The 22,661-nt window shown below is 62.6% G+C and carries 25 protein-coding genes and 1 tRNA gene; 8 read left to right on the top strand and 18 right to left on the bottom strand.

Features of this window, described 5'->3' with window-relative positions:
- Positions 1-78: 78 nt before the first annotated feature.
- The 7 genes from AB4Z43_RS31130 to moaA form a co-directional block, all read right to left on the bottom strand.
- A complete protein-coding gene (locus AB4Z43_RS31130; protein WP_019858120.1) occupies positions 79-864 on the bottom strand; it encodes an ABC transporter substrate-binding protein in 786 nt (261 codons plus the stop codon).
- A gap of 159 nt (positions 865-1,023) precedes the next feature.
- The gene (gene mobB, locus AB4Z43_RS31125; RefSeq protein ID WP_019858119.1) at positions 1,024-1,527 is read right to left on the bottom strand and encodes a molybdopterin-guanine dinucleotide biosynthesis protein B; all 504 of its coding nucleotides are present in this window, start codon (positions 1,525-1,527) and stop codon (positions 1,024-1,026) included.
- Positions 1,524-2,150, bottom strand: a complete 627-nt coding sequence (gene mobA / locus AB4Z43_RS31120; protein ID WP_019858118.1) for a molybdenum cofactor guanylyltransferase MobA — start codon at positions 2,148-2,150, stop codon at positions 1,524-1,526. The genes mobB and mobA overlap by 4 nt, the downstream gene beginning before the upstream one ends.
- 43 nt (positions 2,151-2,193) lie before the next feature.
- On the bottom strand, positions 2,194-3,114 hold the full coding sequence (locus AB4Z43_RS31115) for a DMT family transporter (protein ID WP_441940570.1): 921 nt from the start codon (positions 3,112-3,114) through the stop codon (positions 2,194-2,196).
- Between the two features lie 182 nt (positions 3,115-3,296).
- Complete coding sequence (locus AB4Z43_RS31110) at positions 3,297-3,656, bottom strand: hypothetical protein (protein ID WP_038646786.1); 360 nt, start codon at positions 3,654-3,656, stop codon at positions 3,297-3,299.
- Between the two features lie 120 nt (positions 3,657-3,776).
- Complete coding sequence (locus AB4Z43_RS31105) at positions 3,777-4,271, bottom strand: hypothetical protein (RefSeq protein ID WP_019858116.1); 495 nt, start codon at positions 4,269-4,271, stop codon at positions 3,777-3,779.
- Between the two features lie 56 nt (positions 4,272-4,327).
- On the bottom strand, positions 4,328-5,323 hold the full coding sequence (gene moaA / locus AB4Z43_RS31100) for a GTP 3',8-cyclase MoaA (protein WP_441940569.1): 996 nt from the start codon (positions 5,321-5,323) through the stop codon (positions 4,328-4,330).
- 196 nt (positions 5,324-5,519) lie between these two features.
- Between moaA and AB4Z43_RS31095 the strand changes: the two genes are divergently transcribed.
- Positions 5,520-5,873 carry a gamma-butyrobetaine hydroxylase-like domain-containing protein gene (locus tag AB4Z43_RS31095; protein WP_019858114.1) on the top strand — a complete coding sequence of 118 codons (354 nt, stop codon included), beginning with the start codon at positions 5,520-5,522 and terminating at the stop codon, positions 5,871-5,873.
- Positions 5,874-5,941: 68 nt separating this feature from the next.
- The gene (locus AB4Z43_RS31090; protein ID WP_441940567.1) at positions 5,942-6,553 is read left to right on the top strand and encodes a pyridoxamine 5'-phosphate oxidase family protein; all 612 of its coding nucleotides are present in this window, start codon (positions 5,942-5,944) and stop codon (positions 6,551-6,553) included.
- Between the two features lie 16 nt (positions 6,554-6,569).
- Here the strand turns inward: AB4Z43_RS31090 and AB4Z43_RS31085 are convergent, their stop codons facing one another.
- Positions 6,570-7,022: a MarR family winged helix-turn-helix transcriptional regulator gene (locus AB4Z43_RS31085; RefSeq protein WP_019858112.1), complete on the bottom strand. Its 453-nt coding sequence runs from the start codon at positions 7,020-7,022 to the stop codon at positions 6,570-6,572.
- Positions 7,023-7,069: 47 nt separating this feature from the next.
- On the opposite strand from AB4Z43_RS31085, the gene AB4Z43_RS31080 reads away from it, so the two are divergent.
- Positions 7,070-7,978 carry an alpha/beta hydrolase gene (locus AB4Z43_RS31080; protein WP_441940565.1) on the top strand — a complete coding sequence of 303 codons (909 nt, stop codon included), beginning with the start codon at positions 7,070-7,072 and terminating at the stop codon, positions 7,976-7,978.
- Between the two features lie 12 nt (positions 7,979-7,990).
- Here AB4Z43_RS31080 and AB4Z43_RS31075 read toward each other — a convergent pair whose 3' ends face one another.
- A complete protein-coding gene (locus tag AB4Z43_RS31075; protein WP_038652669.1) occupies positions 7,991-8,386 on the bottom strand; it encodes a rhodanese-like domain-containing protein in 396 nt (131 codons plus the stop codon).
- 59 nt (positions 8,387-8,445) lie between these two features.
- Positions 8,446-9,060: a TetR/AcrR family transcriptional regulator gene (locus AB4Z43_RS31070; RefSeq protein WP_064985709.1), complete on the bottom strand. Its 615-nt coding sequence runs from the start codon at positions 9,058-9,060 to the stop codon at positions 8,446-8,448.
- 100 nt (positions 9,061-9,160) lie between these two features.
- Here AB4Z43_RS31070 and AB4Z43_RS31065 point away from each other — a divergent pair, with 100 nt between their 5' ends.
- Together AB4Z43_RS31065 and AB4Z43_RS31060 are read left to right on the top strand one after the other, a co-directional pair.
- On the top strand, positions 9,161-9,907 hold the full coding sequence (locus AB4Z43_RS31065; RefSeq protein WP_019858107.1) for a 3-oxoacyl-ACP reductase family protein: 747 nt from the start codon (positions 9,161-9,163) through the stop codon (positions 9,905-9,907).
- Positions 9,908-10,116: 209 nt separating this feature from the next.
- The gene (locus AB4Z43_RS31060) at positions 10,117-12,003 is read left to right on the top strand and encodes a L,D-transpeptidase family protein (protein ID WP_019858106.1); all 1,887 of its coding nucleotides are present in this window, start codon (positions 10,117-10,119) and stop codon (positions 12,001-12,003) included.
- A gap of 4 nt (positions 12,004-12,007) precedes the next feature.
- Here AB4Z43_RS31060 and AB4Z43_RS31055 read toward each other — a convergent pair whose 3' ends face one another.
- The 5 genes from AB4Z43_RS31055 to AB4Z43_RS31035 all read right to left on the bottom strand — a co-directional run bounded on the left by AB4Z43_RS31055 (position 12,008) and on the right by AB4Z43_RS31035 (position 14,804).
- On the bottom strand, positions 12,008-12,490 hold the full coding sequence (locus AB4Z43_RS31055; protein WP_441940562.1) for a hypothetical protein: 483 nt from the start codon (positions 12,488-12,490) through the stop codon (positions 12,008-12,010).
- A 112-nt stretch (positions 12,491-12,602) separates the two neighbouring features.
- Positions 12,603-13,343, bottom strand: coding sequence for a lysozyme inhibitor LprI family protein (locus AB4Z43_RS31050; protein ID WP_441940561.1), 741 nt, complete (start codon positions 13,341-13,343; stop codon positions 12,603-12,605).
- 148 nt (positions 13,344-13,491) lie between these two features.
- Positions 13,492-13,749, bottom strand: a complete 258-nt coding sequence (locus AB4Z43_RS31045) for a PepSY domain-containing protein (RefSeq protein ID WP_019858102.1) — start codon at positions 13,747-13,749, stop codon at positions 13,492-13,494.
- 158 nt (positions 13,750-13,907) lie between these two features.
- A tRNA-Val gene (locus AB4Z43_RS31040) sits at positions 13,908-13,982 on the bottom strand.
- Positions 13,983-14,120: 138 nt separating this feature from the next.
- A complete protein-coding gene (locus AB4Z43_RS31035) occupies positions 14,121-14,804 on the bottom strand; it encodes a phosphoglycolate phosphatase (protein ID WP_069092155.1) in 684 nt (227 codons plus the stop codon).
- A gap of 171 nt (positions 14,805-14,975) precedes the next feature.
- Here AB4Z43_RS31035 and rpiA point away from each other — a divergent pair, with 171 nt between their 5' ends.
- From rpiA to gor, 3 genes are all read left to right on the top strand, one after another.
- Positions 14,976-15,707: a ribose-5-phosphate isomerase RpiA gene (gene rpiA, locus AB4Z43_RS31030; RefSeq protein WP_019858100.1), complete on the top strand. Its 732-nt coding sequence runs from the start codon at positions 14,976-14,978 to the stop codon at positions 15,705-15,707.
- Complete coding sequence (locus tag AB4Z43_RS31025) at positions 15,694-16,332, top strand: DUF2059 domain-containing protein (RefSeq protein ID WP_038646770.1); 639 nt, start codon at positions 15,694-15,696, stop codon at positions 16,330-16,332. The genes rpiA and AB4Z43_RS31025 overlap by 14 nt, the downstream gene beginning before the upstream one ends.
- Positions 16,333-16,452: 120 nt before the next feature.
- Positions 16,453-17,844: a glutathione-disulfide reductase gene (gene gor, locus AB4Z43_RS31020; protein ID WP_019858098.1), complete on the top strand. Its 1,392-nt coding sequence runs from the start codon at positions 16,453-16,455 to the stop codon at positions 17,842-17,844.
- Between the two features lie 106 nt (positions 17,845-17,950).
- Here the strand turns inward: gor and mgtE are convergent, their stop codons facing one another.
- The 3 genes from mgtE to AB4Z43_RS31005 form a co-directional block, all read right to left on the bottom strand.
- The gene (gene mgtE / locus AB4Z43_RS31015) at positions 17,951-19,315 is read right to left on the bottom strand and encodes a magnesium transporter (protein WP_038646768.1); all 1,365 of its coding nucleotides are present in this window, start codon (positions 19,313-19,315) and stop codon (positions 17,951-17,953) included.
- 271 nt (positions 19,316-19,586) lie between these two features.
- Positions 19,587-21,479: an ABC transporter ATP-binding protein/permease gene (locus AB4Z43_RS31010; RefSeq protein ID WP_038646766.1), complete on the bottom strand. Its 1,893-nt coding sequence runs from the start codon at positions 21,477-21,479 to the stop codon at positions 19,587-19,589.
- A 501-nt stretch (positions 21,480-21,980) separates the two neighbouring features.
- Positions 21,981-22,661: a DsbA family oxidoreductase gene (locus tag AB4Z43_RS31005; protein WP_019858095.1), complete on the bottom strand. Its 681-nt coding sequence runs from the start codon at positions 22,659-22,661 to the stop codon at positions 21,981-21,983.

Below are 22,661 nucleotides of genomic sequence, written 5' to 3'. Positions count from 1 at the left end.
ACAGGTGTTATCCCCACGACGTTCCCAGGATGAATAGAAAGACGGCGGGGTATTTCCCCGCCGTCTTGATCCTGTCTATCAGGACTCGGCGCCGAAGACGTCGAACTTGAAGTACTTGTCGTTGATTTCCTTGTATTTTCCATTGGCCCGGATGGCGTCGATGGCCTCATTGAGCTTGTTGACCAGGTCGGTCTCGCCCTTGCGCACGGCAATGCCGGCGCCCGGCCCGAAGATCTCGACCGGCTGCGGCGAGGGCTGGCCGAGAATCTTGCAGCAGGCGCCATCAGGCGAGTCCAGCCATTGCTGCAGCACGACGATATCGTCCTCGATGGCGTCGAGGCGACCATTGGCCAGATCTGCCTGCTCCTCGGGGCTGCTCGGATAACCCTTCACGGTGCTGTCGGTGTAGGTCTTCGAGGCATAGTTGAAATGGGTGGTCGTCGTGGCGACGCCGATGGTCTTGCCAGCCAGATCTTCCTTGGTCACGCCCTTCAGCGTGCTGTCTTTCGGCACGGCGAGAGCCGAGGGCGTGTTGTAGTATTTGTGGGTGAAGTCGACCTTTTCCTTGCGCTCCGGCGTGATCGACATCGAGGCGACGATAGCGTCGAACTTGCCGGCCTGAAGTGCCGGGATGATGCCGTCCCAATCCTGGGCGACGAAGGTGCACTTGACCTTCATCTGATCGCAAAGCGCCTGGGCGATGTCGATGTCGAAGCCGACGAGCTTGCCGTCGGAGGTGAGGTTGTTGAACGGGGGATAGGCGCCTTCGGTGCCGATCCGCAGGGTCTTTTCCTGGGCCTGGGCGACGCCGAGCGTCAGCAGCGCAGCCGATGCGGCGAGCGCGATACGCAGTGCAATACGCATGATAGTCCTCTCTTTAATGGTCCCGGCCGTCGTTCCGAAACGGCTCTATGGGGCGGTGCTTTTGACCGCCCGCTGAAGCGATACTCCCACTCTTTCCAAGAAAAAAGCAACTGCAAAACCACCGAAATCGGCAATGGGGTTCTGCCGTTGCGTTACATCTTAAGCAACGAGGCCGGTGGTGCGCTCGATGAAGTCGACTATCGATTTTACGTCGTCGAGGTCGAATGCCGGCAGGCTCTTGTCCGTGACGGCGAAATCGGCGGCGATGGCGACAATATTGGGATCACCCGCTGAAAGCGGCGTCCGATCCTTCGCTTCCAGGCGCCGCGTTTCGATCTTGCGGTGCGATTCGCGCTTGTAGCCTTCGACCAGCACGATGTCGCATGGGGCGAGCCGCGAGAGGATGCTCTGCAGCGGCGGCTCATCCTCGCCGCGCAATTCGTGCATCAGCGCCCAGCGGTTGCCGGACACGATCGCGACCTCTGTGGCGCCGGCCTGCCGATGGCGGAAGCTGTCGGCGCCCGGCTTGTCAATGTCGAAATCATGATGGGCGTGTTTGACCGTCGAGACCTTCCAGCCGCGCCGCACAAGCTCCGCGACCAGCTTTTCGGTCAGTGTGGTCTTGCCGGAGTTTTTCCAGCCGGTGATGCCGAAGACGTTCATGATGTCATGCTCTGCAACAGGCGCCCGGCCTGGGCAAGGTCGTCAGGCACATTGATGTTGAAGAAAGGATCGAGCCCAGCGGATTGCACGAGCTGGAATTCCACCTCGACGTGACCACGGCGCTCGATGAAGGTCGAAACGCGCCTGTTGTCCTCATCAACCAGAAAATGTCGCAAGGCGTCGCGACACTCCATCGGCCACAGCGCGAAGGTCGGGTGCAGCCGACCGGCCGAGGAGGCGACGGCGATTGAACCCGGATGTTCGCCGGCCGCCGCCGCAAGGCGCGCGACAAGATCAAGCGGCAGGAAAGGCGTATCGCCGGCAGCAGTGACGACGGCCTCGCAAGGCGTATTGGCAACTGCCCATTCGAGGCCGGTCAGAATTCCGGCAAGTGGCCCGGCAAAGCCTTCGACGGTGTCGGCAAGCACGGGCAGTCCGAAACGGGAAAAGCGTTCGGGATCGCCATTGGCGCTCAGCGCCAGGGTTTCGATCTGCGGGCCAAAGCGCGACAGGATTTGGTCAAGCACGCTGCCGCCGCCAAGCGGCAACAAGCTCTTGTCGCCGCCTCCCATCCGCCTCGACTGACCACCGGCCAGGACGATCCCTGCAATATCTCGCCTCATGCATCGAGCCTGTACGCCAGCCGCCGGAAATCACAAGACCCGGCTAGATTCCATCCGGCGCCATGGCCGGCCCGGTTGTTTCGGCGACGATCCTTCGCCGGCCGACAACCCGCTCGCGATAGAGCGCGTAGAGACCCGAACCGACGACGATTGTCGCGCCGACGATCATCGCCATGTCCGGTATGTCGCCGAAGACGATCAAGCCAAGCAGAATGGACCAGAGCAGCGCGGTGTAGCGGAACGGCGCGATGAAGGAGATCTCGCCCGAGCGCATCGCCATGATGATGAATTGATAACCGATAAGCACCAGCACCGCGGCCAGCGCCAGCAACGCCGTGGTCTTGCCGGTCATCGGCGTCCAGCCACCCATCGGCGACAACAGCATCGCCCCGACGACGGTCATTGCCAGCGCCGTCGCGGTCGAGACCAGCATGGTCGGTATGGTTTGGGGAATGCGCTTGGTGGCGAGGTCGCGCACGGTGCAGCAGGCGACGCTGGCCAGCGCCCAAAGGGAATAGATGCTGAAGCCATCAAAGCCGGGCCGCACGATGACCAGTACGCCGGCAAAACCGGCTGCGATCGCCAGCCAGCGTCGCCAGCCGACCACTTCGCCGAAAAACAGTGCGGCCCCCATCGTCACCGCCAGCGGCAGCGCCTGAAGAACGGCCGAGACACTGCCGATCGGCAAATGGGCAAGCGCGACCAGGAATGACACGGTGGCGCCAGCTTCGCCCAGCACGCGGATTGCCACCAGCGGCTGCAGCATCAGGCGCGGCTGCAAAAGCGCGCCGCGTTGCCAGGCCAGCAAGCCGACGAAGAGCGAGGCAAAGGCTCCTCTGATCAGCATGACCTGCGCCATGTTCATCGATTGCGAAGAGTATTTGGTGATGGCGTCGTTGAGCGTGAAGCCAACCATCGCCACCATCATGAACAACGCGCCGCGAAGATTGGGGGAAAGAGGCAAGACATCTACCGGTTGCTTGGGCAAGCAAGCCTGTAACAGCCCGCCACGAAACAGCAATGGCAAAGGGCTGGGCCAGGACCGGGGCATTCGCCGGTGCCGGCATGAAATCACGTCCTCAATTCGGCGCCAATCTGGTCGGGAGGCGGCTTCGCCTCCCGGAAGCTGCGCAGGCGTGGTTATGTCTATTTCTTCGGCGTCAGCACTTCGGTGCCGTTGCCTTCCTTGCCGGCGATGGTCCAAAGGCCATGCAGCGAGCCGTCATCCTCGACCTTGTAGACGACGAGGCCGATGTCCTTGCCCATGACATAGCCGGCGGAGAATGCATCGTCGTTGCGCATGCAGATGCCGTCGGAGGAAGAGCCGCCAGTCTCCCAGTGGATCGCGCAGGTCGTCCCGCTGGTCAGGGTAATGGTGGCTTCGCCATCATATTTCGATCCGTCGAAATTGGTGCCGGCGACGGTGTAGGTTCCACCGATCGACTGAGCTGCCGCGGGCACGGCCGCAAGGCCGAGCAATGCAAGAGAAAGAATGAGTTTGCGCACGATTTTTGCCCCCTATCAGCGAAGAGCCGCTTTCAGGGGAAGGCTAGGCCGGAACGACGTGGCGGTAAATCCGGCGGCGGTTCGCGAACAAGACTTTTTCTGGGGTGTGATCGGAAATACTCACTGCCCCTCGAGACTGCCGGCAATGGCGCCGACCAGCGGGTCGTATTTCGACTTCAGGGCTGGCGGGTAGTCGATCCAGACCGTGCGGATAACGCCATCCCTGCCGAACAGGCGCCGCTCATAAAAGATCTTTCCATCCTTCGTGCCCGACAGCACCGCCCAGTTCTTGCCGGTCTTGCTGTAGGTAACGGTATAGCCAGGTTCCTTGCTTACCTTTTCATTGGCGACAAAGCCTTTCGGCGTGTCGTCATCGACGTTGAGGATGCCGGAGCAGGTCAGGCTGGCGCCATCCGCGCTCAGCCAAACCTGTCCGTCGCCATTTTCCGGCTCGGGCTGACGATCGGTGAATATCTCATCGGGAAAGGTGCAGACGGTGCCGAAGCGCGCGTTCACATACGTGAAGGGCTTGGCGCTTGCAGTTGTTGTAACTGGCGTCGCCAAGGACAGAACTGTGGTCAGCGACGACAAGCCGATACGATAAAGACGCAGCACGATGCCCCCTTGGCCTTGGTGACCAAAGATACTCTTGCACCAAATCGGAGAAGAAATCAGCCGCCGGTGACGCTCATGTGCCGGGACACCGAGGGACGGCTGGTGCGGCGGTCGATGATGAAATCATGGCCCTTCGGCTTGCGGCCGATGGCCTCGTCGATGGCGTCGGCGACAAGTTCGTTGCTTTCGGATGCACGCAACGGCGCGCGCAGATCGGCTGCGTCTTCCTGGCCAAGGCACATATAGAGCGTGCCGGTGCAGGTCAGCCTGACGCGGTTGCAGCTTTCGCAGAAATTATGCGTCATCGGCGTGATGAAACCGAGCTTTCCGCCTGTCTCGGCGACGTGGACATAGCGGGCAGGGCCACCGGTCTTGAAGGGAATGTCGGTCAGCGTGAATTGGCGCTCCAGCGAGGCGCGCAGCAGCGACAGCGGCACATATTGGTCGGTGCGATCGGCATCGATCTCGCCCATCGGCATGGTTTCGATGACAGTGAGATCCATGCCGCGGCCATGCGCCCAGCGCATCATGTCGGGCAGTTCAGCGTCGTTGAAATCCTTCAGCGCCACCGCGTTGAGCTTGACCTTCAGCCCGGCCGCCTGAGCGGCATCGATGCCTTGCATGACCTTGTCGAGATGGCCCCAGCGGGTGATCTGGTGGAACTTGTCGGCATCGAGCGTGTCGAGCGAGACGTTGATACGCTTGACGCCGCACTCGGCGAGCTCGGCGGCGAAGCGTGACAGCTGCGAGCCGTTGGTGGTCAGCGTCAGTTCTTCCAGCGCGCCGCTATCGAGGTGGCGCGACAGCTGGCGCACCAGATGCATGATGTTCTTGCGCACCAGCGGCTCGCCGCCGGTAAGGCGCAACCTCTTCACGCCCTTTTCGATGAAGACGGTGCAGAGCCGGTCCAGCTCTTCCAGCGACAGCAGGTCCTTCTTCGGCAGGAAGGCCATGTCTTCGGCCATGCAATAGGTGCAGCGAAAATCGCAGCGGTCGGTGACTGACACCCTGAGATAACTGATCGTGCGACCGAAGGGGTCGATCATGTTCATGTTCGAGCGTTTCCGTGGCCGTTGGCGGCGCCGTTATATACAGCTATGTGATACGATCCAGCCCGGCATTCAAGATACCGCTTCTCGATCTTTGGTAACATCCCGGAGCCGACACGGTATGTCGGTTGTTCTATCAGGACTTTTCCCCTTTCGCGAAGCGGCGTAGGGAAAGGCAATCGACATGGGATCAAACAGCATGACCGCGCCAAAAGAACTCAGGGTCTCCAAGGACCGCAAGCTGCTGTCGGTCACCTTTCCCAGTCATCAGCCATTCGAACTGCCTGCGGAGCTTTTGCGCGTCGCCTCGCCATCGGCCGAGGTGCAGGGCCATTCGCCCGACCAGCGGGTGACGGTTCCCGGCAAACGCAACGTGGCCATCCTCAAGATCGAGCCGGTCGGCAACTATGCGGTGCGCATCACCTTCGACGATTTCCACGACACCGGCATCTTCACCTGGAATTACCTGCATACGCTCGGCCACGAGAGGGATGAGCGCTGGAACGCCTATCTGGCGGAGCTTGCGGAAAAAGGCTTGAGCCGCGATCGCTAGATCCCTTCGCTGTCGTCAAAACGTCATCGATGTGGAGTAGCGCCGGCAAAGGTTCGGAGACGAAGAAGATGTCGCTTGTCACCACGGTCGAACAGCTCGAGGCGCTTTACGGCGTTCCAGGCGCAGCCTCGCTGGTCAAGGAACTCGACCATGTCATTCCCGAATACGCCGCCTTCATCGAAGCTTCGCCCTTTGTCGCGCTTGCCACCAGCGGCCCGGAGGGACTGGACTGTTCGCCGCGCGGCGATCTCGCCGGCTTCGTGCGTATCGTTGATCCCAAGACAGTGATGATGCCGGACCGGCGCGGCAACAATCGCGCCGATTCGCTGCGCAACATCATCCGGGATCCGCGTGTCGGGCTGCTGTTCCTGGTGCCGGGCTCGGGCACGACGCTGCGCATCAACGGCCGCGCGCACATCACCACGGACGCCCAACTTTGCGCATCCTTCAAGGTCGACGGCAAGGCGGCGCGCTCGGTGACCGTCATCGACGTCGATTCGGTCTATTTCCAGTGCGCCCGCGCCATTGTGCGGTCGGAGCTTTGGAACCCGGCAAAACATGTCGATCCGAAATCGCTGCCGACGCCCGGAACAATCCTGGAAATCACCAGCCGCAAGAACATCGACGGCGAGGCCTACGACAAGGAATGGCCGGAGCGGGCGAAGAATACCATGTGGTGAGTGACTGAAAAGGCTGTCAGGCCTCCTTCAGCACCTCATAGATCTTGCGCATCTGTTCGCCGATCATGTCACACTGCTCCGGCGTCGACTGGCTCATCGCTTTCTCGATCAGTGCCATATGCACTTTCAGCGCCTGCATCAGCAGCGCCTCGCCAGCCTCGGTCAAGGCGAGCCGCAGGATGCGCTTGTCCTTCTCGTCGCCTTCGCGGCGCAGCAGGCCGCGCGTCTCCAGCTGCGGCAAAAGCATGGTGATGTTGGAGCGGCCGACGAGCAGTTTGCGGGCAAGGTCGTGCTGCGACATGCCGGGATGGCGGTAGAGGTTCATCAGCACGTCGAGCTGCGCCGGCTTCAGGTCCAGCGGCGCGAGTTTCACCGCCAGCGTGCGCTCCAGCACATGGCAGGCGCGCGCCACCGCGACCCAGTTGCGAAAACGCGGGTTGTCCCAGGGTAGCTCTTGTTTATTGTTCATCTTTGAACTATTATGTTCATGCTTGAACGTATGGATGGATTCTCACTATGGCATCAATCGGGCTGAAGGTCATCCGGAGCGTATTTGGTGCGACCGAACATATTGCGCCACGCATCAGCGGGCGCGCGGCTTTCGAATTGTTCTGCCGCACACCGAGCGCAAAGGCGCTGACCGATGGCGAGCGCCGCGCCATCGGCCGTGCCGCCGAGTTCATGACCGAGGCGCGCCATCATCGGCTGAAGACGGCAACCGGCTGCGTCATGGTGCACGAGTTCCGGCCGGAGCCGGGCAGGGCCGCACTTGGCACCGTGCTTGTCGTTCATGGCTGGCGTTCGCGCACCGAATATATGCGCGCCTTGATCGAGGGGTATCGCGCGGCCGGCTACAGGGTCGTTTCCCTGGACCTGCCGGGGCACGGTCATTCGCAGGGCCGGCACCTGAACATGGCCAACGCGGTCGACGCGGTGCGCGTCGCCGGCGAATGGTTCGGCCCGTTTGTCGCGGCGGTGGGGCATTCGTTCGGTGGGGCTGTCGCCGCCAATGCCATTGCCGGTTCCATCAAGAACATTCCGCCGCTGGCGGCCGGACGTCTCGTGCTGATCGCAGCACCGAGCTCCTTGCCGGCAATCTTCGCCGATTTCAGCCGCATGCTCAATGTCGGGCCGCGCTCACAGGTTGCGATGGCGGACCGTGTCCAGCACCTGTCCGGCCGGCCGCTGCATGAATTCACCGGCGACCGCCAGCTTGCCCAGGCGCCTGTGCCGACGCTGGTCATGCACGCGCCGGACGATCGCGAGGTGCCGGCCGAGCATGCGAAACGCTACGCCGGTGCCGGCGGCCATGTGCGGCTGCACTGGGCCGACGGTCTCGGCCACCGCCGCATCCTTGCGGACAAGGGCGTGGTGGCACGCGCTGTTGCCTTCGTCGCGGACCGCGAGCCGTCCTTGCTACATTGAGCCGCGGTCAGGTTACTTCTTCTTCTCGCCGGGCTCGACAGGCAGTCCGGCCGCCTTCCAGGCGGTGTAGCCGCCAAGGATATGCTTGACGGGCCCAAGCCCCATATCCTGAGCCGTCTTGGTGGCGAGCGCCGAACGCCAGCCGCCGGCGCAGAAGAACACAAAGCTCTTGCCCGAGGCGAAGAACGGCTTGTGATAGGGACTTTCGGGATCGATCCAGAATTCCAGCATGCCGCGTGTGACATGTTTGGCGCCGGGAATCCTGCCGTCGCGTTCGACCTCGCGCGGGTCGCGCAGGTCGACAAAGATGGTGCCTTCGTCCTCGAGCAGTCCCGCGGCTTCCTCAGGCGAAACCACTTCGATCTCGGCGTTGGCTTCGTCCAGCAGTTCGCGATAACCCTTTTTCACTATCATCCCTCCCGGCCTTGCTGGCAGGTCGGAATTTCGAGCACAACAGCCTGCGTTTGTCACGCTCTGTCGGGGCCTGCCAATACCTGCCAGGCAGCCATCGCGCCAGTGACGGTCGCCATCAGCGCGGTGCGTGACGCGCCGTCGCGCGCCTGGATGGACATGCCGTGCTGGACCGTGGCGTAGAAGGTCGCCACGGCATCGCAGTCGAAATCGGCAGGCAATTCGCCCTCGGCCACACCGCGCTCCAGGCGCTTGCGCAGGGCCGCAAGATTTTCGGCGCGGCGGCGGCGCAAATCCGTGCAGATGGCACCGCTGCTTGAATCCTCATGCAGTGCGCCCAGCGCAATCAGGCACCCCTGCGGGCGATCGGTCTGCGAATAGGCCTTGGCTGTCTGGCGCAGGAAGTTCTCGATCGCTTGGCATGCGGTCGGTGCCTCGTCCAAGGCGGCCCAGATCTCGGTTCCTTCGGCTTGCGTGTAGTATTCGGTCGCTTCGAGGAACAGCGCCTCCTTGCTGCCGAAGGCCGCATAGAGGCTGGGCGAATTGATACCCATTGCCGCGGTCAGCTCGGCGATCGACGTACCCTCATAGCCCTTGGCCCAAAACAGCTCCATCGCGCGCCGCAGGGCGGCCGTTCGATCGAAGGTGCGGGGACGGCCTCTTTCCGACATGTTCTTCTTTTCTGTGTTGATCGATACATAAATGAGTTGACGCGGTCGAGCAAGGCTGCCAGACATTTATGTATCAATCGATACGTAAATGGAGAAACTAATGTCTTCCAGCAATTTGAACGGCAAGGCGGCACTCGTCACCGGCGGCAGCCGCGGCATTGGGGCGGCGATTGCGCGAAGGCTCGCGGCCGATGGAGCCAAAGTCGCGCTGACCTATGTGCATGGCGAGGAACAGGCCCGCGCGGTCGTTGCCGAGATCGAGGCCAAGGGCGGCCGCGCCATCGCCATCAAGGCGGACAATCGTGATGCCGTGGCGATAGACAGGGCCGTCGATGAGACCGTTGGCGCCTTCGGCCGGCTCGACATATTGGTCAACAGCGCCGGCATCTGGCGCGTGGCCCCCATCGACACATTGTCGTTAGCCGACTTCGACGAGACCATGTCGGTTAATCTCAGAGCCCCGTTCATCGCCTCGAAAGCGGCGGCGGCGCATATGGGCGAGGGCGGCCGGATCATCTCGATCGGCAGCAATCTCGCCGAACGCGTCACCGACACCAACCTCGGCGCCTACTCCGCCAGCAAGGCAGCGCTGGTCGGCTTGACCAAGGCGCTCGCACGCGACCTCGGTCCGCGCGGCATCACAGCCAATGTCGTCCATCCCGGTTCGACCGACACCGACATGAACCCGGCGGATGGACCGCATGCCGAGCATCAGCGCCAGAAGATGGCGACGCCGCGATTCGGCAAGGCCGATGACATCGCGGGCATGGTTGCCTGGCTTGCCGGTCCGGAAGGACGTTTCGTCACCGGCGCCGCATTGACCATCGATGGTGGCGCCAACGCCTGAATTTGGGGAGCTCTGCAGGCTGGAGCGAAGCACCCGCGCTCCAGCCGTCACGATCTTGTGAAACCGTTCTGCAACAGGCTTTCCAAAATTTATGAAAGCTTAACGAAATCGGTATGAATCGGTATAGTCGCGCCTTACATCCGCCATGCGGTGAGCGAGACGGTCTAGCGTGCGGAACGGGAACCGGTTGCGACCGGAGCGGGTGATCTATGAAATTCCTCGGTAACAAAGCAACCGCGATGCCGCTTGTGGCGATCGCGGCAACGCTCGCCCTGGGCGCGCCTCAGGCAGGCGCCCAGGGGCTCTTCGACATGCTGTTCGGCGGCGGCATCAGGCATGAGCCGCAGGGCGAATTTCCGCCTCCGCCAAAGCACAAACCCAAAGCCCCGGCCGGCAGCGGTGGCGGTGGCGGCGCAAAGATCAGCAGCCCGTCCTATTACACCTACAAGGCTGACAAGCTTGTTCGCGTCGACTTCTCGACGCTGTCCGCCGCGCCGCAGCCGGCGACGGCGCAGGACGCGGCCTTCGTTCCGTCGGCCACCGGGGCTGCGTTCCACGATGCCATTGCCAGCCTCAGTGACTACGAACTCTATGCCGAGCCCGATATCGCCAAGGCGTTGATCGCCTACTACTCGGCCAATCCGGACTTCATCTGGGTGAACGGAACAAGCCCCAACAACCGCGCCCAGGATGCGGTGCGGGTGCTTGGCGAGGCCGCGAGCTACGGGCTGACGCCCGCCGACTACACCGTCGATGTGCCGGCCACGACTTCGGCCTCAACGGATGACGCAGCCAAGCTCAAGGAACTCGTGCGCTTCGAGATGGCGCTGTCGGCACGCGTCTTGCGCTACGCCCATGACGCCCAGAACGGCCGTGTCGAGCCCAACCGGATGACCGGCTACTATGATTTCCCAGCCAAGCCGCTCGACATGGTCGGCGTGCTGAAGACGCTGGCGCATACGCAGGAAGTGCGCACCTATCTCGAATCGCGGCATCCGCAGAATGCGGAATATCAGGCGCTGCGCGTCGAACTGGAGGCCCTGCAGGCCAGTGCGGAAAATGAGATCGTCGTCGATCCAAAGCTGCTGCTTAAGCCCGGCGAGACCAGCCCCGAGCTGCCAAAACTGCTGTCGCTGATCGCGCGCAATCTCGATGACAATATGGGCGGCACCTATGGCGAGCTGCTGTCCCGGCTGGCGACCAGCGAGGTCTATGTCCCCGAGCTGGTACCGCTGATCAAGGCGGTGCAGGTGAAGGAAGGCATGAAGGGCGACGGCGTCATCGGTCCGCGCACTGTCGCCTTGCTGGCCGGCACGTCGAAGGCCGACAGGCTGCTCAAGGTGCAGGTGGCGCTTGAGGAGCTGCGCTGGCTGCCTTCCGATCTCGGCAGCCCGCGTGTCTTCATCAACCAGCCGGCGTTCACCGCGAGCTATATCGACAATGGCGAGGAGAAGCTGAAGACGCGCGTCGTCGTCGGCCGGGTGACCAACCAGACGGCTTTCTTCTACGACCAGATCAAGCAGGTCGACTTCCATCCCTATTGGGGCGTGCCGCAATCGATCATCGTCAATGAGATGCTGCCCAGATTGCGCAGCGATCCCGGCTACCTCGATCGGGCCGGCTACGAGGTGACGGATTCGCGCGGCAAGCGCATTCCCTCGTCGGCGGTCAATTGGGGCGCTTATGGCGCCAACATTCCCTACAGCGTGCGCCAGCAGCCGAGCGAGGCCAATGCGCTGGGCGAGCTGAAGATCCTGTTCCCCAACAAACATGCGATATACATGCACGACACGCCGCAGAAATCGTTCTTCAAGCAGGATATGCGCGCGCTCAGCCACGGCTGCGTGCGCCTGCAGGATCCGCGCGGCATGGCGGCGGCGGTGCTCGGCACCTCGGTCGACTATGTCGCCGAGAAGCTCAAGCACGGACATTCGACCGAGGATGTGACGCGCAAGATTCCAGTCTATGTCGCCTATTTCACCGCATGGCCCGACATGTCCGGCAAGGTCGAGTATTTCAGCGATGTCTACGACCGCGATTCGCGGCTGAAGCAGGCGCTGGATGCCACGGAAGCAGTTCGCTCGCCGTCGAGCTGATCGGTTAGATTTGCGACAACGGGCGGCGGAAACCCGCCTCCCGCCCGGCGATCAGCCAGCAGATCAATCCGGCGACGAGGCCGGCGGCGGCGATGATGCCGATATCGGCCCATCGCTCCGGGTCTATGTCTTCCGCCGAGCTCGGCCAGATGAGGAAGAAGCCGCCGGCGGCGGCGGCGGCGCCGAAGACCATGTGCATCAGGGCATTGCGCAGCGAGAAGAACTCGGCGATCAGCGCGAAGATCAGCGTCTGCAGCCCCGTCACGACGATCGTCAGGAAGTAGACGAACATGCCGAGCGGCGGCACCGCCAGGACGGCGATCGGGCTGACGCCCATGACGTCGAAATAGGCCGGCGCGTTGGGCAGGGAACTGAGCGCGGCGTAGATCGCCGCCACAGCGACCAGGCCGATCAGTACCGCGACCAGATAGCCGGCCAGCATCATCAGGATGCGCTTCATCACATGCTTCGCCGTCGCCATGCCCATCCCCCCATGCGGCGGAGTCAACCGTTGCAATCAGCCATCAAAGACGATCCAGCGCAAGGGCAGGCACCGAGCGGGCGGCTTTGGCGGGCTCGCGAACATGAAGCGGAGCCGATCAGGCGCCGCCACAGAGATGCTCGGAGTCCGGCAAGGCCCACGAGCCTTTCGCAACCAGATCGATCGAATAATAGACCCGGCCACGGTCGTCGCCCTTCGGACAATCCCTGGGAATCGCGATCAGGCACATCATGGCGGGTTCGCCGACCTTGGAGGCGGCAAGGCCCGGTTCGCGATCATAGGAGACGGCCCCACCGCCATTGGTGAAGGTGGCTGCGCTGCCGGCGTCGGGCGAGGCGGTTTCTAGCGGATCGTCGCCAAGCCGCGCGGTCAGCGTCTTGATATGCGTGGACGCGCATTGCCCGACGGCCGAGGGCAGGGGCTGATCGTTGTTGCCGGGATTGCGCGCGGCGGTATCCAGAGCCTTCTTGCCGATCAGGGCGATGTTGTAGTCCTGTACCCATGACGGCGCATTGCCATAGGTCTGCAAGGCGTTGTTCAGCGCGCTGACGATGCAGGCGGTATCGCTCTTGCAGGCGTTGCGGTCGGCGATCAGCCCGCGGGCGATCTTGCGCTTGTCGCCGCCGAAGGCCGGCTCGAACCCCTTGTAGGCCTTGGCGACCAGCAGATCGATGGCCGACAGCTGAGGATCGGCGCAGATCGCCTTCTCCGCCGGCAGGCTCGCCTTGGCGCAGTCGAAGGACGGCCCGTCCGCTCGCGCCGAAGTCGCCGCAAGCATGCCGCCAGCCAGGACGATGGCTAAGACGAGCAAGAGATCGGTTCGAACGGAAAATCGCATGACTACCCCCAAGCCAACAGGCGCTGCCCGCGCCTGGCGTGCATATCACACGCCAAGGATGGACAATTTGCGGCAATCGGATTGGCCGTCCAGGTGCACGGAGAAAATGGGCAGACCCGTCGAAATGGAGAGTCTCTGCTGGCAGCTCTTACTTAGGCTCGGCCGTCACTGGATCGTAGGTGATTTCGACCTTCGCCTTGTCCGACGTGTAATAAGTGACGGTATAGGCGCCATTGTCCCAGTCGACCTCTTTCACATAGCGAAAGCCGTCGCGCTGCTCGACCTTGGCGAGTATCTCCGACAGCTTCTTGGCGTTGGGCGGCGGCAGCGGCTTGTCATCCGCGGCCAGAGCAGGACCGGCGGCGAGAAGAACGGCGATGCTGGTCGCTACGAGAAATCTGGACATGGTTTTCCCTCAAGTTTCGACGCAAGGAAACGAGCTGGCGTGGCGGTTGGTTCCAGATGGACGCCATGCGTGCCCGGCCATGTCCGCGCAAGCTGCAATTCGCCGCGCCGCTGCCAACAGAGTGTCGACGGGCTAAGGCTGGAAAACCATTTGGGAAATGGTGGGCGATGCAGGGATTGAACCTGCGACCCCACCCGTGTGAAGGGTGTGCTCTCCCGCTGAGCTAATCGCCCGCTCGTTGCCCGAAGGCCAAGCGAGCCGCGATATAAGGGAGGCCGGCCGGTTAAGTCAAGGCGGTGTTAGGCGTTCTTTCAGAGATCGGATTCCGCGCCTTTCGGGGCCGTGCCGACTGTATTCTCGCTGCTGTCCGTTCAGTGTCCCGCGGCGCGGATCAGCCGCTCCGCCAGATCCACGGTCAGGGCATCGAAATGCGAGATCACCGCCGAGGGCTCGAATTCGCGGACATGCCGGTCGGTGTAGCCGAAATCGACGGCCACCACCGGAATGCCGGCGGCCTTGGCGGTGTCGATGTCGGTTTGCGAATCGCCGACCATCAGAGCGCGGTGCGGATCGCCGCCGGCCAGCCGGATGGTTTCGGTCAGGTGGCGTGGATCGGGCTTGCGGAACGCGAACGTGTCCTGGCCGGCGATGGCCGCGAAATGCCTGGTCAGGCCGAGTGCTTCGATCAGCGCCAGCGAATTGGCCTCGTATTTGTTGGTGCAGATGGCCAGGAGATAGCCAGCCTTCTCGAAGCGGGCGATCGCCTCGATGACACCGGGGTAAGGGCGCGATTTGCCGGGGATGTTGTCGGTGTAGTGATCGAGGAACAGTTTGAGCAACCGGTCATGCTCGGCGACGTCGAGCGAGCGCTGCTGGGCGGCGTGCGCCCGCTCTATCATCACGCGGCCGCCATGGCCGACGAAGCGCCTGAAGCCGGCCTCGTCGACGGCCGTGAGTTCGCTGGCGGCCAGGCTGTGGTTCAGGCTGTCGAGCAGGTCCGGCGCCGTGTCAACCAGCGTTCCGTCCAGGTCGAACACGACGATCGGGCGACTCATGATCCATCCTGCGCAGGTTTATACATCCGGAGGCGATAGCGGCTGCGGCGCGTCAAGGCAAGCAGAGCGGTGGATAGGTGCCCAAAGGCTTTGACCACGGGCAAAAGCTTTGACCCGGCCGGCAAAAATGCTAGGAGCCCCGAACACTCGGGTTTCTGGGCAGCAAGCGGCATGGATGCAAGACAGTTGAAGGTCGAGGCCGCGCGGGCCGCCCTTGCCCATGTCAGCGACGGCATGCGGCTCGGCATCGGCACCGGCACCACGGCGGAAGAGTTCGTGCGGCTGCTCGCCGACAAGGTCGCCACCGGCATGACTGTCATCGGCGTGCCGACGTCGGAGCGCACCGCAGCACTTTGCCGCGAGCTTGGCGTGCCGCTGTCGACATTGGAGGAAACCCCCGAGCTCGATCTCACCGTCGACGGCGCCGACGAGGTCGACCCGGAACTGACCTTGATCAAGGGCGGCGGCGGCGCACTGCTGCGCGAGAAGATCGTTGCGGCGGCGTCGCAGCGCATGATCGTCATCGCCGACCGGTCGAAGATGGTCCAGACGCTCGGCCGTTTTCCGCTGCCGATCGAAGTCAACCAGTTCGGCCTGCGCGCCACCGAGATCGCCGTAGCCAAGGCGGCTGCGGAGCTCGGCCTTTCCGGTCCGATTACATTGAGGATGACGGGAGGCCAGGCTTTTGTTACAGACGGCGGCCATTTTATCCTCGATGCATCTTTTGGCCGCATTCCGGATACAAGAGCGCTTTCGAATGCTCTCCACGCCATTCCGGGCGTGGTCGAGCATGGTCTTTTCATCGGGCTGGCGTCAGCGGCCATCATCGCCGGCGGCGACGGTATCCAAACCGTCCATGCCGCCCGAAAACCAGGGAGTTCTACCAACCATGATGTTGCATAACCGGGTTCGCGGCCTTTGCGTCGTTCTGGCGGCTTCGGCCGTTTTCGCCTTGTCGTCGCCGGCGTTCTCGCAGGACGTTACCGAATCGCACCTCAAGGCGGCCCGAGCGGCGGTCGCGGCGATCCATGCGACCGACCCGTTCGACAATATCCTGCCGCAGGCGGCGGCCGCGCTCGAATCGCAGCTCATCCAGAAGAACCCGGACATGCAGGAGCTGATCGGCAAGACGATCAACGAGAAGGCGCTGGCGCTGGCCTCGCGCCGCGCCGATCTCGAGAAGGAAGCAGCCCTTGCCTATGCGAAGGTGTTTTCCGAAAAGGAACTCAACGATATCGCGGCCTTCTACAACTCCGACTCCGGCAAGAAGCTGCTCGACAGCGGCCCGACCGTGACGCGTGATTTGGTCAAGGCAGCCGACATCTGGCAGAACGGCCTTGGCCGTGACCTCGCCCAGCAGGTCGGCGAAACGCTGGCAGCGGCCGCCAAGGCAAAGGCCAAGGCCGCGCCTGCGCCCGCCGATGGTGCCGCTCCGGCCGACAATGCGGCTCCGGCGGATGGCGCCGCGCCCGCAGACGGTTCAGCACCGGCCGACGGTTCGGCTCCCGCCGACGGCACGCAGAACTGATCCTGCGTTTTCAAATGCGGCCTTGCGGCCATCTGTGAAGCCCGGCTTGTCCGGGCTTTTCTTTTGGCCTTTGGCGGCCTACCTGTCTCTCACATTTTCCGACGTTCAAGGAGCCGCCTCATGGCCGGTTATGACTATGATCTTTTCGTCATCGGCGGCGGCTCCGGCGGGGTGAGGGCGGCGCGCATTGCCGCCGCACTCGGCAAGCGCGTCGGCATCGCCGAGGAATACCGTTTTGGCGGCACTTGCGTTATCCGCGGCTGCGTGCCGAAAAAACTCTATGTCTACGCCTCGCAATTTCCGGAGCATTTCGCCGATGCCGCCGGCTATGGCTGGACGGTGCCGGAAGCCAGTTTCAACTGGCAGACACTGGTCGCCAACAAGGACCGCGAGATCAGCCGGCTGGAGGCAATCTACAAGAAGAATGTCGAGGGCGCCGGCGGCGAGACCTTCCATTCGCGGGCGATGATCGTAGACCCGCATGTGGTGCATCTCCTGGACAACGACCGCACCGTCACCGCCGACCAGATCCTGATCGCCACCGGCGGCCGTCCGGCGGCCCACCCAGCGCTTCCCGGTCATGAGCATTGCATCTTTTCCAATGAGGCTTTCGACCTCAAGGAACTGCCGAAGGCGATCATGATCGAAGGCGGCGGCTATATCGCGGTCGAATTCGCCAACATTTTCCACGGTCTCGGCGTCGACACCACGCTGGTCTATCGCGGCAAGGAGATCCTCAGCCGCTTCGACATGGATCTGCGCCGCACGCTGCACGAGACCATGGAAAAGAAGGGGATCAAGATACTCTGCCATGCAGTGAGCGAGCGGGTGCACAAGCGGCCGGACGGCCGGCTCGACGCCCTTCTCACCAGCGGCCAGACGTTGACAGTGGACCAGGTCATGCTGGCCATCGGGCGCATCCCCAACACCGAGAATATGGGCCTGGAAGGCATCGGCCTCGAGATGACCCCGGCCGGCGCGATCAAGGTCGACGAGTACTCCCGCACCAACATCGACAATATCTGGGCGATCGGCGACGTCACCAACCGCGTGCAGCTGACACCGGTGGCGATCCACGAAGCGATGTGCTTTGTCGAGACGGCCTTCAAGGGCAACCCGACCGCGCCCGATCACGACACGATCGCGACCGCGGTCTTCTCACAGCCGGAAATCGGTACCGTCGGCCTGTCGGAAGACGAAGCCGTCAAGCGTTTCGCCGATGTCGAAATCTACCGGGCCAGCTTCCGGCCGATGCGGCATACGCTATCGGGCCGTGACGAGAAGATGCTGATAAAGCTGGTGGTCGACGGCGCTTCCCGCAAAGTGCTTGGCGCCCACATATTGGGGCCGGATGCCGGCGAAATGGCGCAGCTGCTCGGCATTCCGCTGAAGGCCGGCCTGACCAAGGATGATTTCGACCGCACAATGGCCGTGCACCCGACCGCGTCGGAAGAACTCGTCACCATGTACAAGCCGACCTACCGCGTGAAGGACGGCCAGCGCGTCCAGTGACGGGCGCGGTTTGCTCCATCAAGGTCGACGGAACCATCCACGGCAGGCAAGCCTGAAGGGCGGAAGCCGCCGCCGGCCATGGCCAGCGGCGGAGACAGCAATGCGGCTACAGCAACGTGCCGCGCAGGATCACCAGTGCCACCGAGAAATAGATCACCAGCCCGGTGACATCGACCAGCGTGGCGACAAACGGCGCCGATGCGCTGGCGGGGTCGAAACCGACCCGTTTCAGCGCGAAGGGCAGCATCGAGCCCGACAAAGAGCCGAAGGTGACGATGCCGACCAGTGCCGCGCCAACCGTCGCGGCAATCAGCGGCCAATGCGGGCCGTAGTCGTAGAAGCCCATATATTGCCAGAGAGCGATGCGGCAGATGCCAACCACGCCAAGCATGGCGCCCAGCACGAGACCGGTGGGTAGCTCGCGCAACGCCACCCGCCACCAGTCACGAAGGCCGATCTCGCGCAGCGCCAGCGCGCGGATGACCAACGAGGTTGCCTGCGAGCCGGAATTGCCGCCGGAACTCATGATCAGCGGGATGAAGAGGGTGAGCACGATCGCCTTCTCTAACTCACCCTCGTAGCTCTGCATGGCGTTGGCGGTCAGCATCTCGCTGATGAACAGCGCGCACAGCCAGCCGCCCCGCTTCTTGATCATGGAGAGGAAGCTCATCTTCATGTAGGGCTCGTCGAGCGCTTCCATGCCGCCGAAGCGATGCACATCCTCCGTCGTTTCCTCGATCATCGTGTCGATGATGTCGTCGATGGTGACGATGCCGAGAATCTTGCCGTGGTCGACGACAGGCAAGGCGAGCAGATCGTATTTGGAGATCGTCTGCGCCAGGGTTTCACGATCGGTCAGCGGGGTGACCGTCACCGGCACACGGTCCGGCGCGACCGACAGGATCGGGTCGTCCGGCTCACCGGTGATGAGTCGGCGCAGGCCGGTCGACCGCACCAGGAGGTGCGTTTGCGGATCGACGATGTAGATCGCGTAGACGGTTTCGCGCGTCCGCTCGACCTTGCGGATGTAGTCCAGCGTGCGCCCGACGGTCCAGTCAGAGGGAACGCTGACGAACTCAGTCGTCATGATCGATGCGGCGCTGCCTTCGGGATAGCCCAGAATGGACAACAGGGTGGCGCGCAGTGGCGGCGCCAGTGCGCCGAGCAGTTCGGAACGTGCCGGCTCATCGAGCTCGCGCAGTATGTCGGCCGCACGGTCGACCGACATGGCGGTGAGCAGCTTGCTTGCCTTGGCACGGGGCAGGGCTTCCGCGAGTTCGGGCGCACCGTCGAGTTCGGGCTGGTCGAAGATCTCGACCAGGCGCTCGAAGGGTACCGCGCAAAGCAGATCAGTCGCGGTTTCGCGCGATTCGTGGTTGAGCGCCTCGACCACGTCGGCGACATGGTCGTTTGCAAGGATGCGGGCGATGGCGACGGCCTCGTCGTCCGCTACGGGGGAAAAATCGTTCATGGTTCACTCCTTGCCGTCCGGCAGGACATGAACCATTCAGGTCACGTCTAGGCGGACGGCGGTTGCGTTCGACTAATACTGTCGCCAGGCATGGCGCGGTGACCTTTCCGCTTGCGGGTTCGCGTTTGACTATCAGCAAGCCGGCGCAACATAGGAGCGCGCCTTGCCGAGTCAATCGCGGTGAGTGAGGAAAACGGCGCCTGATGGCTCCGATCGCGATACTGTGATCGCCGACTGCCGCGGTGCCCGGCAAGTCGCCGTGAAACCAACGTTATTTCTGCTTCAGCCGACGTGAGAAACGCAGCCATTTGTCCTCGACCGGACGTGGCTGGGTCAGAATCGTGGTGAGTTCGACCGGCAGGGTCGGAACCAGCGGCTTCTTGGTGGCGACGCCGTCGGCGATCAACACGATCGAATGATAGAACTCGGTGCCGGCAGCCGATCGTGGCGCCACCGCTTCGTGCATGACGCTGATCACCGTGACATCGGGGCAGTTGTCCTTGATCGCCTGATGGAAGGCAATCTTGCCTTCCGGGTCAAGGGCGCCGGTCGCCTCGTCGAGGAACAGCAGCCCCGGCTGCTGCAGGATGATGCGGGCCACCACCAGCTTCTGCTTCTGGCCGCCCGACAGGACCTGATCCCAGCTTTTGCCTTCACGGCTTTCATTGGCCATATGCTCGATGAAGTCGCCAAGGCCGGCCTTGTGCAGCGCGGACGCGACCTGCGCATCGCCGTGGTCGTGCTCGGAGCCCGGCAGGCAGACCAGCTGTTTCAGCGACACCTGCTGGAGCTTGATCTCCTGGGCGGCATAAAAACTCTTCACCCCATCGGGGAAGACGATGGTGCCGCGGCCGTAGGGCCAGAGGCCGTTGATCGCCTTGACCAGCGATGTCTTGCCGCAACCGGATTCGCCCTTCAGGAATGTCCACTCGCCGCGCCGGAAGCGCAAATTGGCGGCGCTGAGGAACGGTGTCGCGTCCTCGCCCTGATGCGCCAGTTCGAGCTTCTGGATGGTCAGACCGAACACCGGGTTCTGGCTGGCATAGTGGAAGTCGGACTGGCCGGTCTGGCTGTAGAACGCCTGCGGATGCTGGACGCTCTCGATCGCGTTTGCCAGTTCCGTGACACGCTGGCTGTTGGCGCGCAGCGTGGCGATGGCGGGCATGACATGGATGAACCACGAGCACTGGCTGATCAGCTGGGCGACCATTTCGGAGCCGGTGATGTAGCCCTTGTAGTCCAAGCGATTGTGTATGAACGACACCAGACCGGGACCATAGGCGACGATCCGGGCGCCGAGGAAGTTGTAGATCAGCTCGAACGACGTGTAGCTATTGTTGACGACATTGAGCTTGCCCCAGGTCTTGTCGATATCGACGTAGAGCTTGTCGTGCATCGACTTTTGCACATCTTCGCCATGCGAGGCGGCGACATGGAAGCTGCGGCGCAGGAACGTCGTCAGTTCACTGCGGTAGCTGCCCTCGGCCTGCTGCATGCGGATATTGAGCCGCTCGAGCAAGCGGCCAAGCTTGACCGCAATCCAAGTGTTCAGCGGCACGTAAATGGCGACGGCGAGGAAGGCCAGCACTGCGCTGCCATAACTGCCGAGGAACTCCAGTCCTTTGACCTCAACCGAGGATCCGATCAGATTTTCGCCGATAAAATAGAGCGAGGTAGCGACACCCAGAACGCCCATGGCGAGACCGATCGCCCCGCCCGTCATGTCCTTGATCGATTCCTGGATGCGCTGGTCGATGTTGTCGGGTGCGACGATATCGCCGGCCGCCGAACCATGCTGAGCGTGGAAGTGGGTATGATTGCCGTCGAGCAGAGCCTCGTTGAACTGGCTATTCAGCCAGCCACGCCACTTTCGGTGCAGGGTTGCCGAGACAAGACCACGCACGCCGGTGAAGCCGGCATCCTTGAGCACGACCAGCAGAACCAATATGCCGGCATTGGTCAGAATTGCCTGCAGTGGGCTGGTATTGGCTGCATCGTGGAAGAATGCAATCGAATTGCCCAACTCGCCCAATGCCAGGGCAAACCAGACGCCGGCCTTGCTGGAAAGCGCCGTCAGCAGAGCGATGACGATGGTGAGCGTCCAGGCTTCCTTCCAGCGCTCGGAGAACCAGTAGGCCTTCATCAGCCCCCAGAAACTGCGCATCGAGGATACCGGCGTCAAATGCGACCGCCCTGCGGCGCCGCGGTGTAGTCTATCCGGTACTGACTCCTGCGATCGTCTGCCGATCCGAATCACGATCCCGCCCAAACCTTTTTTGTTTTGTTACGGATGGTAACACCAATTGATCATTTTCCATTAATTTTTATAGGGGGTCAGCGTATTTGAAGATCCGGCCGTGTCGGGAAGGCAACAGAGCAGGCTTTCCAAGTGCTTCGCGTAAGCCGGCAGGAAGGCGATTTAACATAACAATGTCAGATGGTTACTTGGATACGACGCGGTGAGCCACAACCTTCCCTTAGGGAAGGCGTCCACACGATTTCGTGACTCATTTTGGCTTGTCCGGCGAGCCGATTTTTTGTTGGGGCTAACCAAATTCCCGAAAACCGGCCGTCCTTTAACGTCTGATTCCTGCCGCGATCGACCTTTCCGGGAGCCGAGAAGTGACCTGAAACGGTCTTGTCGCAGGTGAAGGAATGACCGGCCTCAGCCGACCTTGTCCAATTCGCCGCTTGCCTTTGCCGCCGCCACCTGGCGGATGGCATCGGCCAGCGTGTCGACGTCCTGGGCGCCCATCACGGCATATTTGCCTTCAAGCAGGAAGCACGGCACGCCCGATATGCCCATGCGCGACGCCGTGGCGATCTCCGTGCGCACCGCCTCGACATCGGCGTCGGTCGGCAAGAGCGTGGCGACCACCGACGCATCCATGCCGGCCTCGCGGGCGGCTTCGACCAACACGGCATGGTCGCCGATGTTGACACCTTCCTCGAAATTCAACTGGAACAGGCGACGGACCAGCCTGTTCTGCACGGCTTCACCGGCAGCACCCGCCCAACGGATCAGGCGGTGCGCATCGAGCGTGTTCGGCGCCACCTTGATGGCATCGAAGGCAAAGGAAATGCCCTCTGCCTCGCCAAGCGGCTCGATGCGGGCATGAATCTCGCGAATGCGCTCATCGCTGCCGAACTTGGCCCGCATATACTCCCGGCGGTCCTTGCCCTGCGGCGGAATGGTCGGATCGAGCTGGAACGGCCGCCAGCGTATATGCACATCGACGTCGCCGGCCGCGGCAACCGCCTTGTCCAGCCGCTTCTGACCGATGAAACACCATGGGCAGACGACATCCGACACCACATCAACGGTTATGGCGTTCGCTTCGCTCAT

This window comes from Mesorhizobium sp. 2RAF45 (assembly GCF_052115225.1).
GTDB lineage: Bacteria > Pseudomonadota > Alphaproteobacteria > Rhizobiales > Rhizobiaceae > Mesorhizobium > Mesorhizobium jarvisii.
The sequence above is the reverse complement of the archived record's forward strand: the minus strand, read 5'-3'. Positions and strand labels throughout refer to the sequence as shown.

Coding starts and splice junctions, on each gene's coding strand:
- AB4Z43_RS31005 (WP_019858095.1), bottom strand. CDS start 22,661: ATGAGCGAAGCGAACGCCATAACCGTTGATGTGGTGTCGGATGTCGTC.
- AB4Z43_RS31095 (WP_019858114.1), top strand. CDS start 5,520: ATGACCGCGCCAAAAGAACTCAGGGTCTCCAAGGACCGCAAGCTGCTG.
- mgtE (WP_038646768.1), bottom strand. CDS start 19,315: ATGAACGATTTTTCCCCCGTAGCGGACGACGAGGCCGTCGCCATCGCC.
- AB4Z43_RS31050 (WP_441940561.1), bottom strand. CDS start 13,343: ATGCGATTTTCCGTTCGAACCGATCTCTTGCTCGTCTTAGCCATCGTC.
- moaA (WP_441940569.1), bottom strand. CDS start 5,323: ATGAACATGATCGACCCCTTCGGTCGCACGATCAGTTATCTCAGGGTG.
- AB4Z43_RS31070 (WP_064985709.1), bottom strand. CDS start 9,060: ATGTCGGAAAGAGGCCGTCCCCGCACCTTCGATCGAACGGCCGCCCTG.
- AB4Z43_RS31060 (WP_019858106.1), top strand. CDS start 10,117: ATGAAATTCCTCGGTAACAAAGCAACCGCGATGCCGCTTGTGGCGATC.
- AB4Z43_RS31085 (WP_019858112.1), bottom strand. CDS start 7,022: ATGAACAATAAACAAGAGCTACCCTGGGACAACCCGCGTTTTCGCAAC.
- AB4Z43_RS31080 (WP_441940565.1), top strand. CDS start 7,070: ATGGCATCAATCGGGCTGAAGGTCATCCGGAGCGTATTTGGTGCGACC.
- rpiA (WP_019858100.1), top strand. CDS start 14,976: ATGGATGCAAGACAGTTGAAGGTCGAGGCCGCGCGGGCCGCCCTTGCC.
- mobB (WP_019858119.1), bottom strand. CDS start 1,527: ATGAACGTCTTCGGCATCACCGGCTGGAAAAACTCCGGCAAGACCACA.
- AB4Z43_RS31035 (WP_069092155.1), bottom strand. CDS start 14,804: ATGAGTCGCCCGATCGTCGTGTTCGACCTGGACGGAACGCTGGTTGAC.
- AB4Z43_RS31010 (WP_038646766.1), bottom strand. CDS start 21,479: ATGCGCAGTTTCTGGGGGCTGATGAAGGCCTACTGGTTCTCCGAGCGC.
- AB4Z43_RS31045 (WP_019858102.1), bottom strand. CDS start 13,749: ATGTCCAGATTTCTCGTAGCGACCAGCATCGCCGTTCTTCTCGCCGCC.
- AB4Z43_RS31055 (WP_441940562.1), bottom strand. CDS start 12,490: ATGGGCATGGCGACGGCGAAGCATGTGATGAAGCGCATCCTGATGATG.
- gor (WP_019858098.1), top strand. CDS start 16,453: ATGGCCGGTTATGACTATGATCTTTTCGTCATCGGCGGCGGCTCCGGC.
- AB4Z43_RS31065 (WP_019858107.1), top strand. CDS start 9,161: ATGTCTTCCAGCAATTTGAACGGCAAGGCGGCACTCGTCACCGGCGGC.
- AB4Z43_RS31130 (WP_019858120.1), bottom strand. CDS start 864: ATGCGTATTGCACTGCGTATCGCGCTCGCCGCATCGGCTGCGCTGCTG.
- AB4Z43_RS31025 (WP_038646770.1), top strand. CDS start 15,694: ATGATGTTGCATAACCGGGTTCGCGGCCTTTGCGTCGTTCTGGCGGCT.
- AB4Z43_RS31090 (WP_441940567.1), top strand. CDS start 5,942: ATGTCGCTTGTCACCACGGTCGAACAGCTCGAGGCGCTTTACGGCGTT.
- mobA (WP_019858118.1), bottom strand. CDS start 2,150: ATGAGGCGAGATATTGCAGGGATCGTCCTGGCCGGTGGTCAGTCGAGG.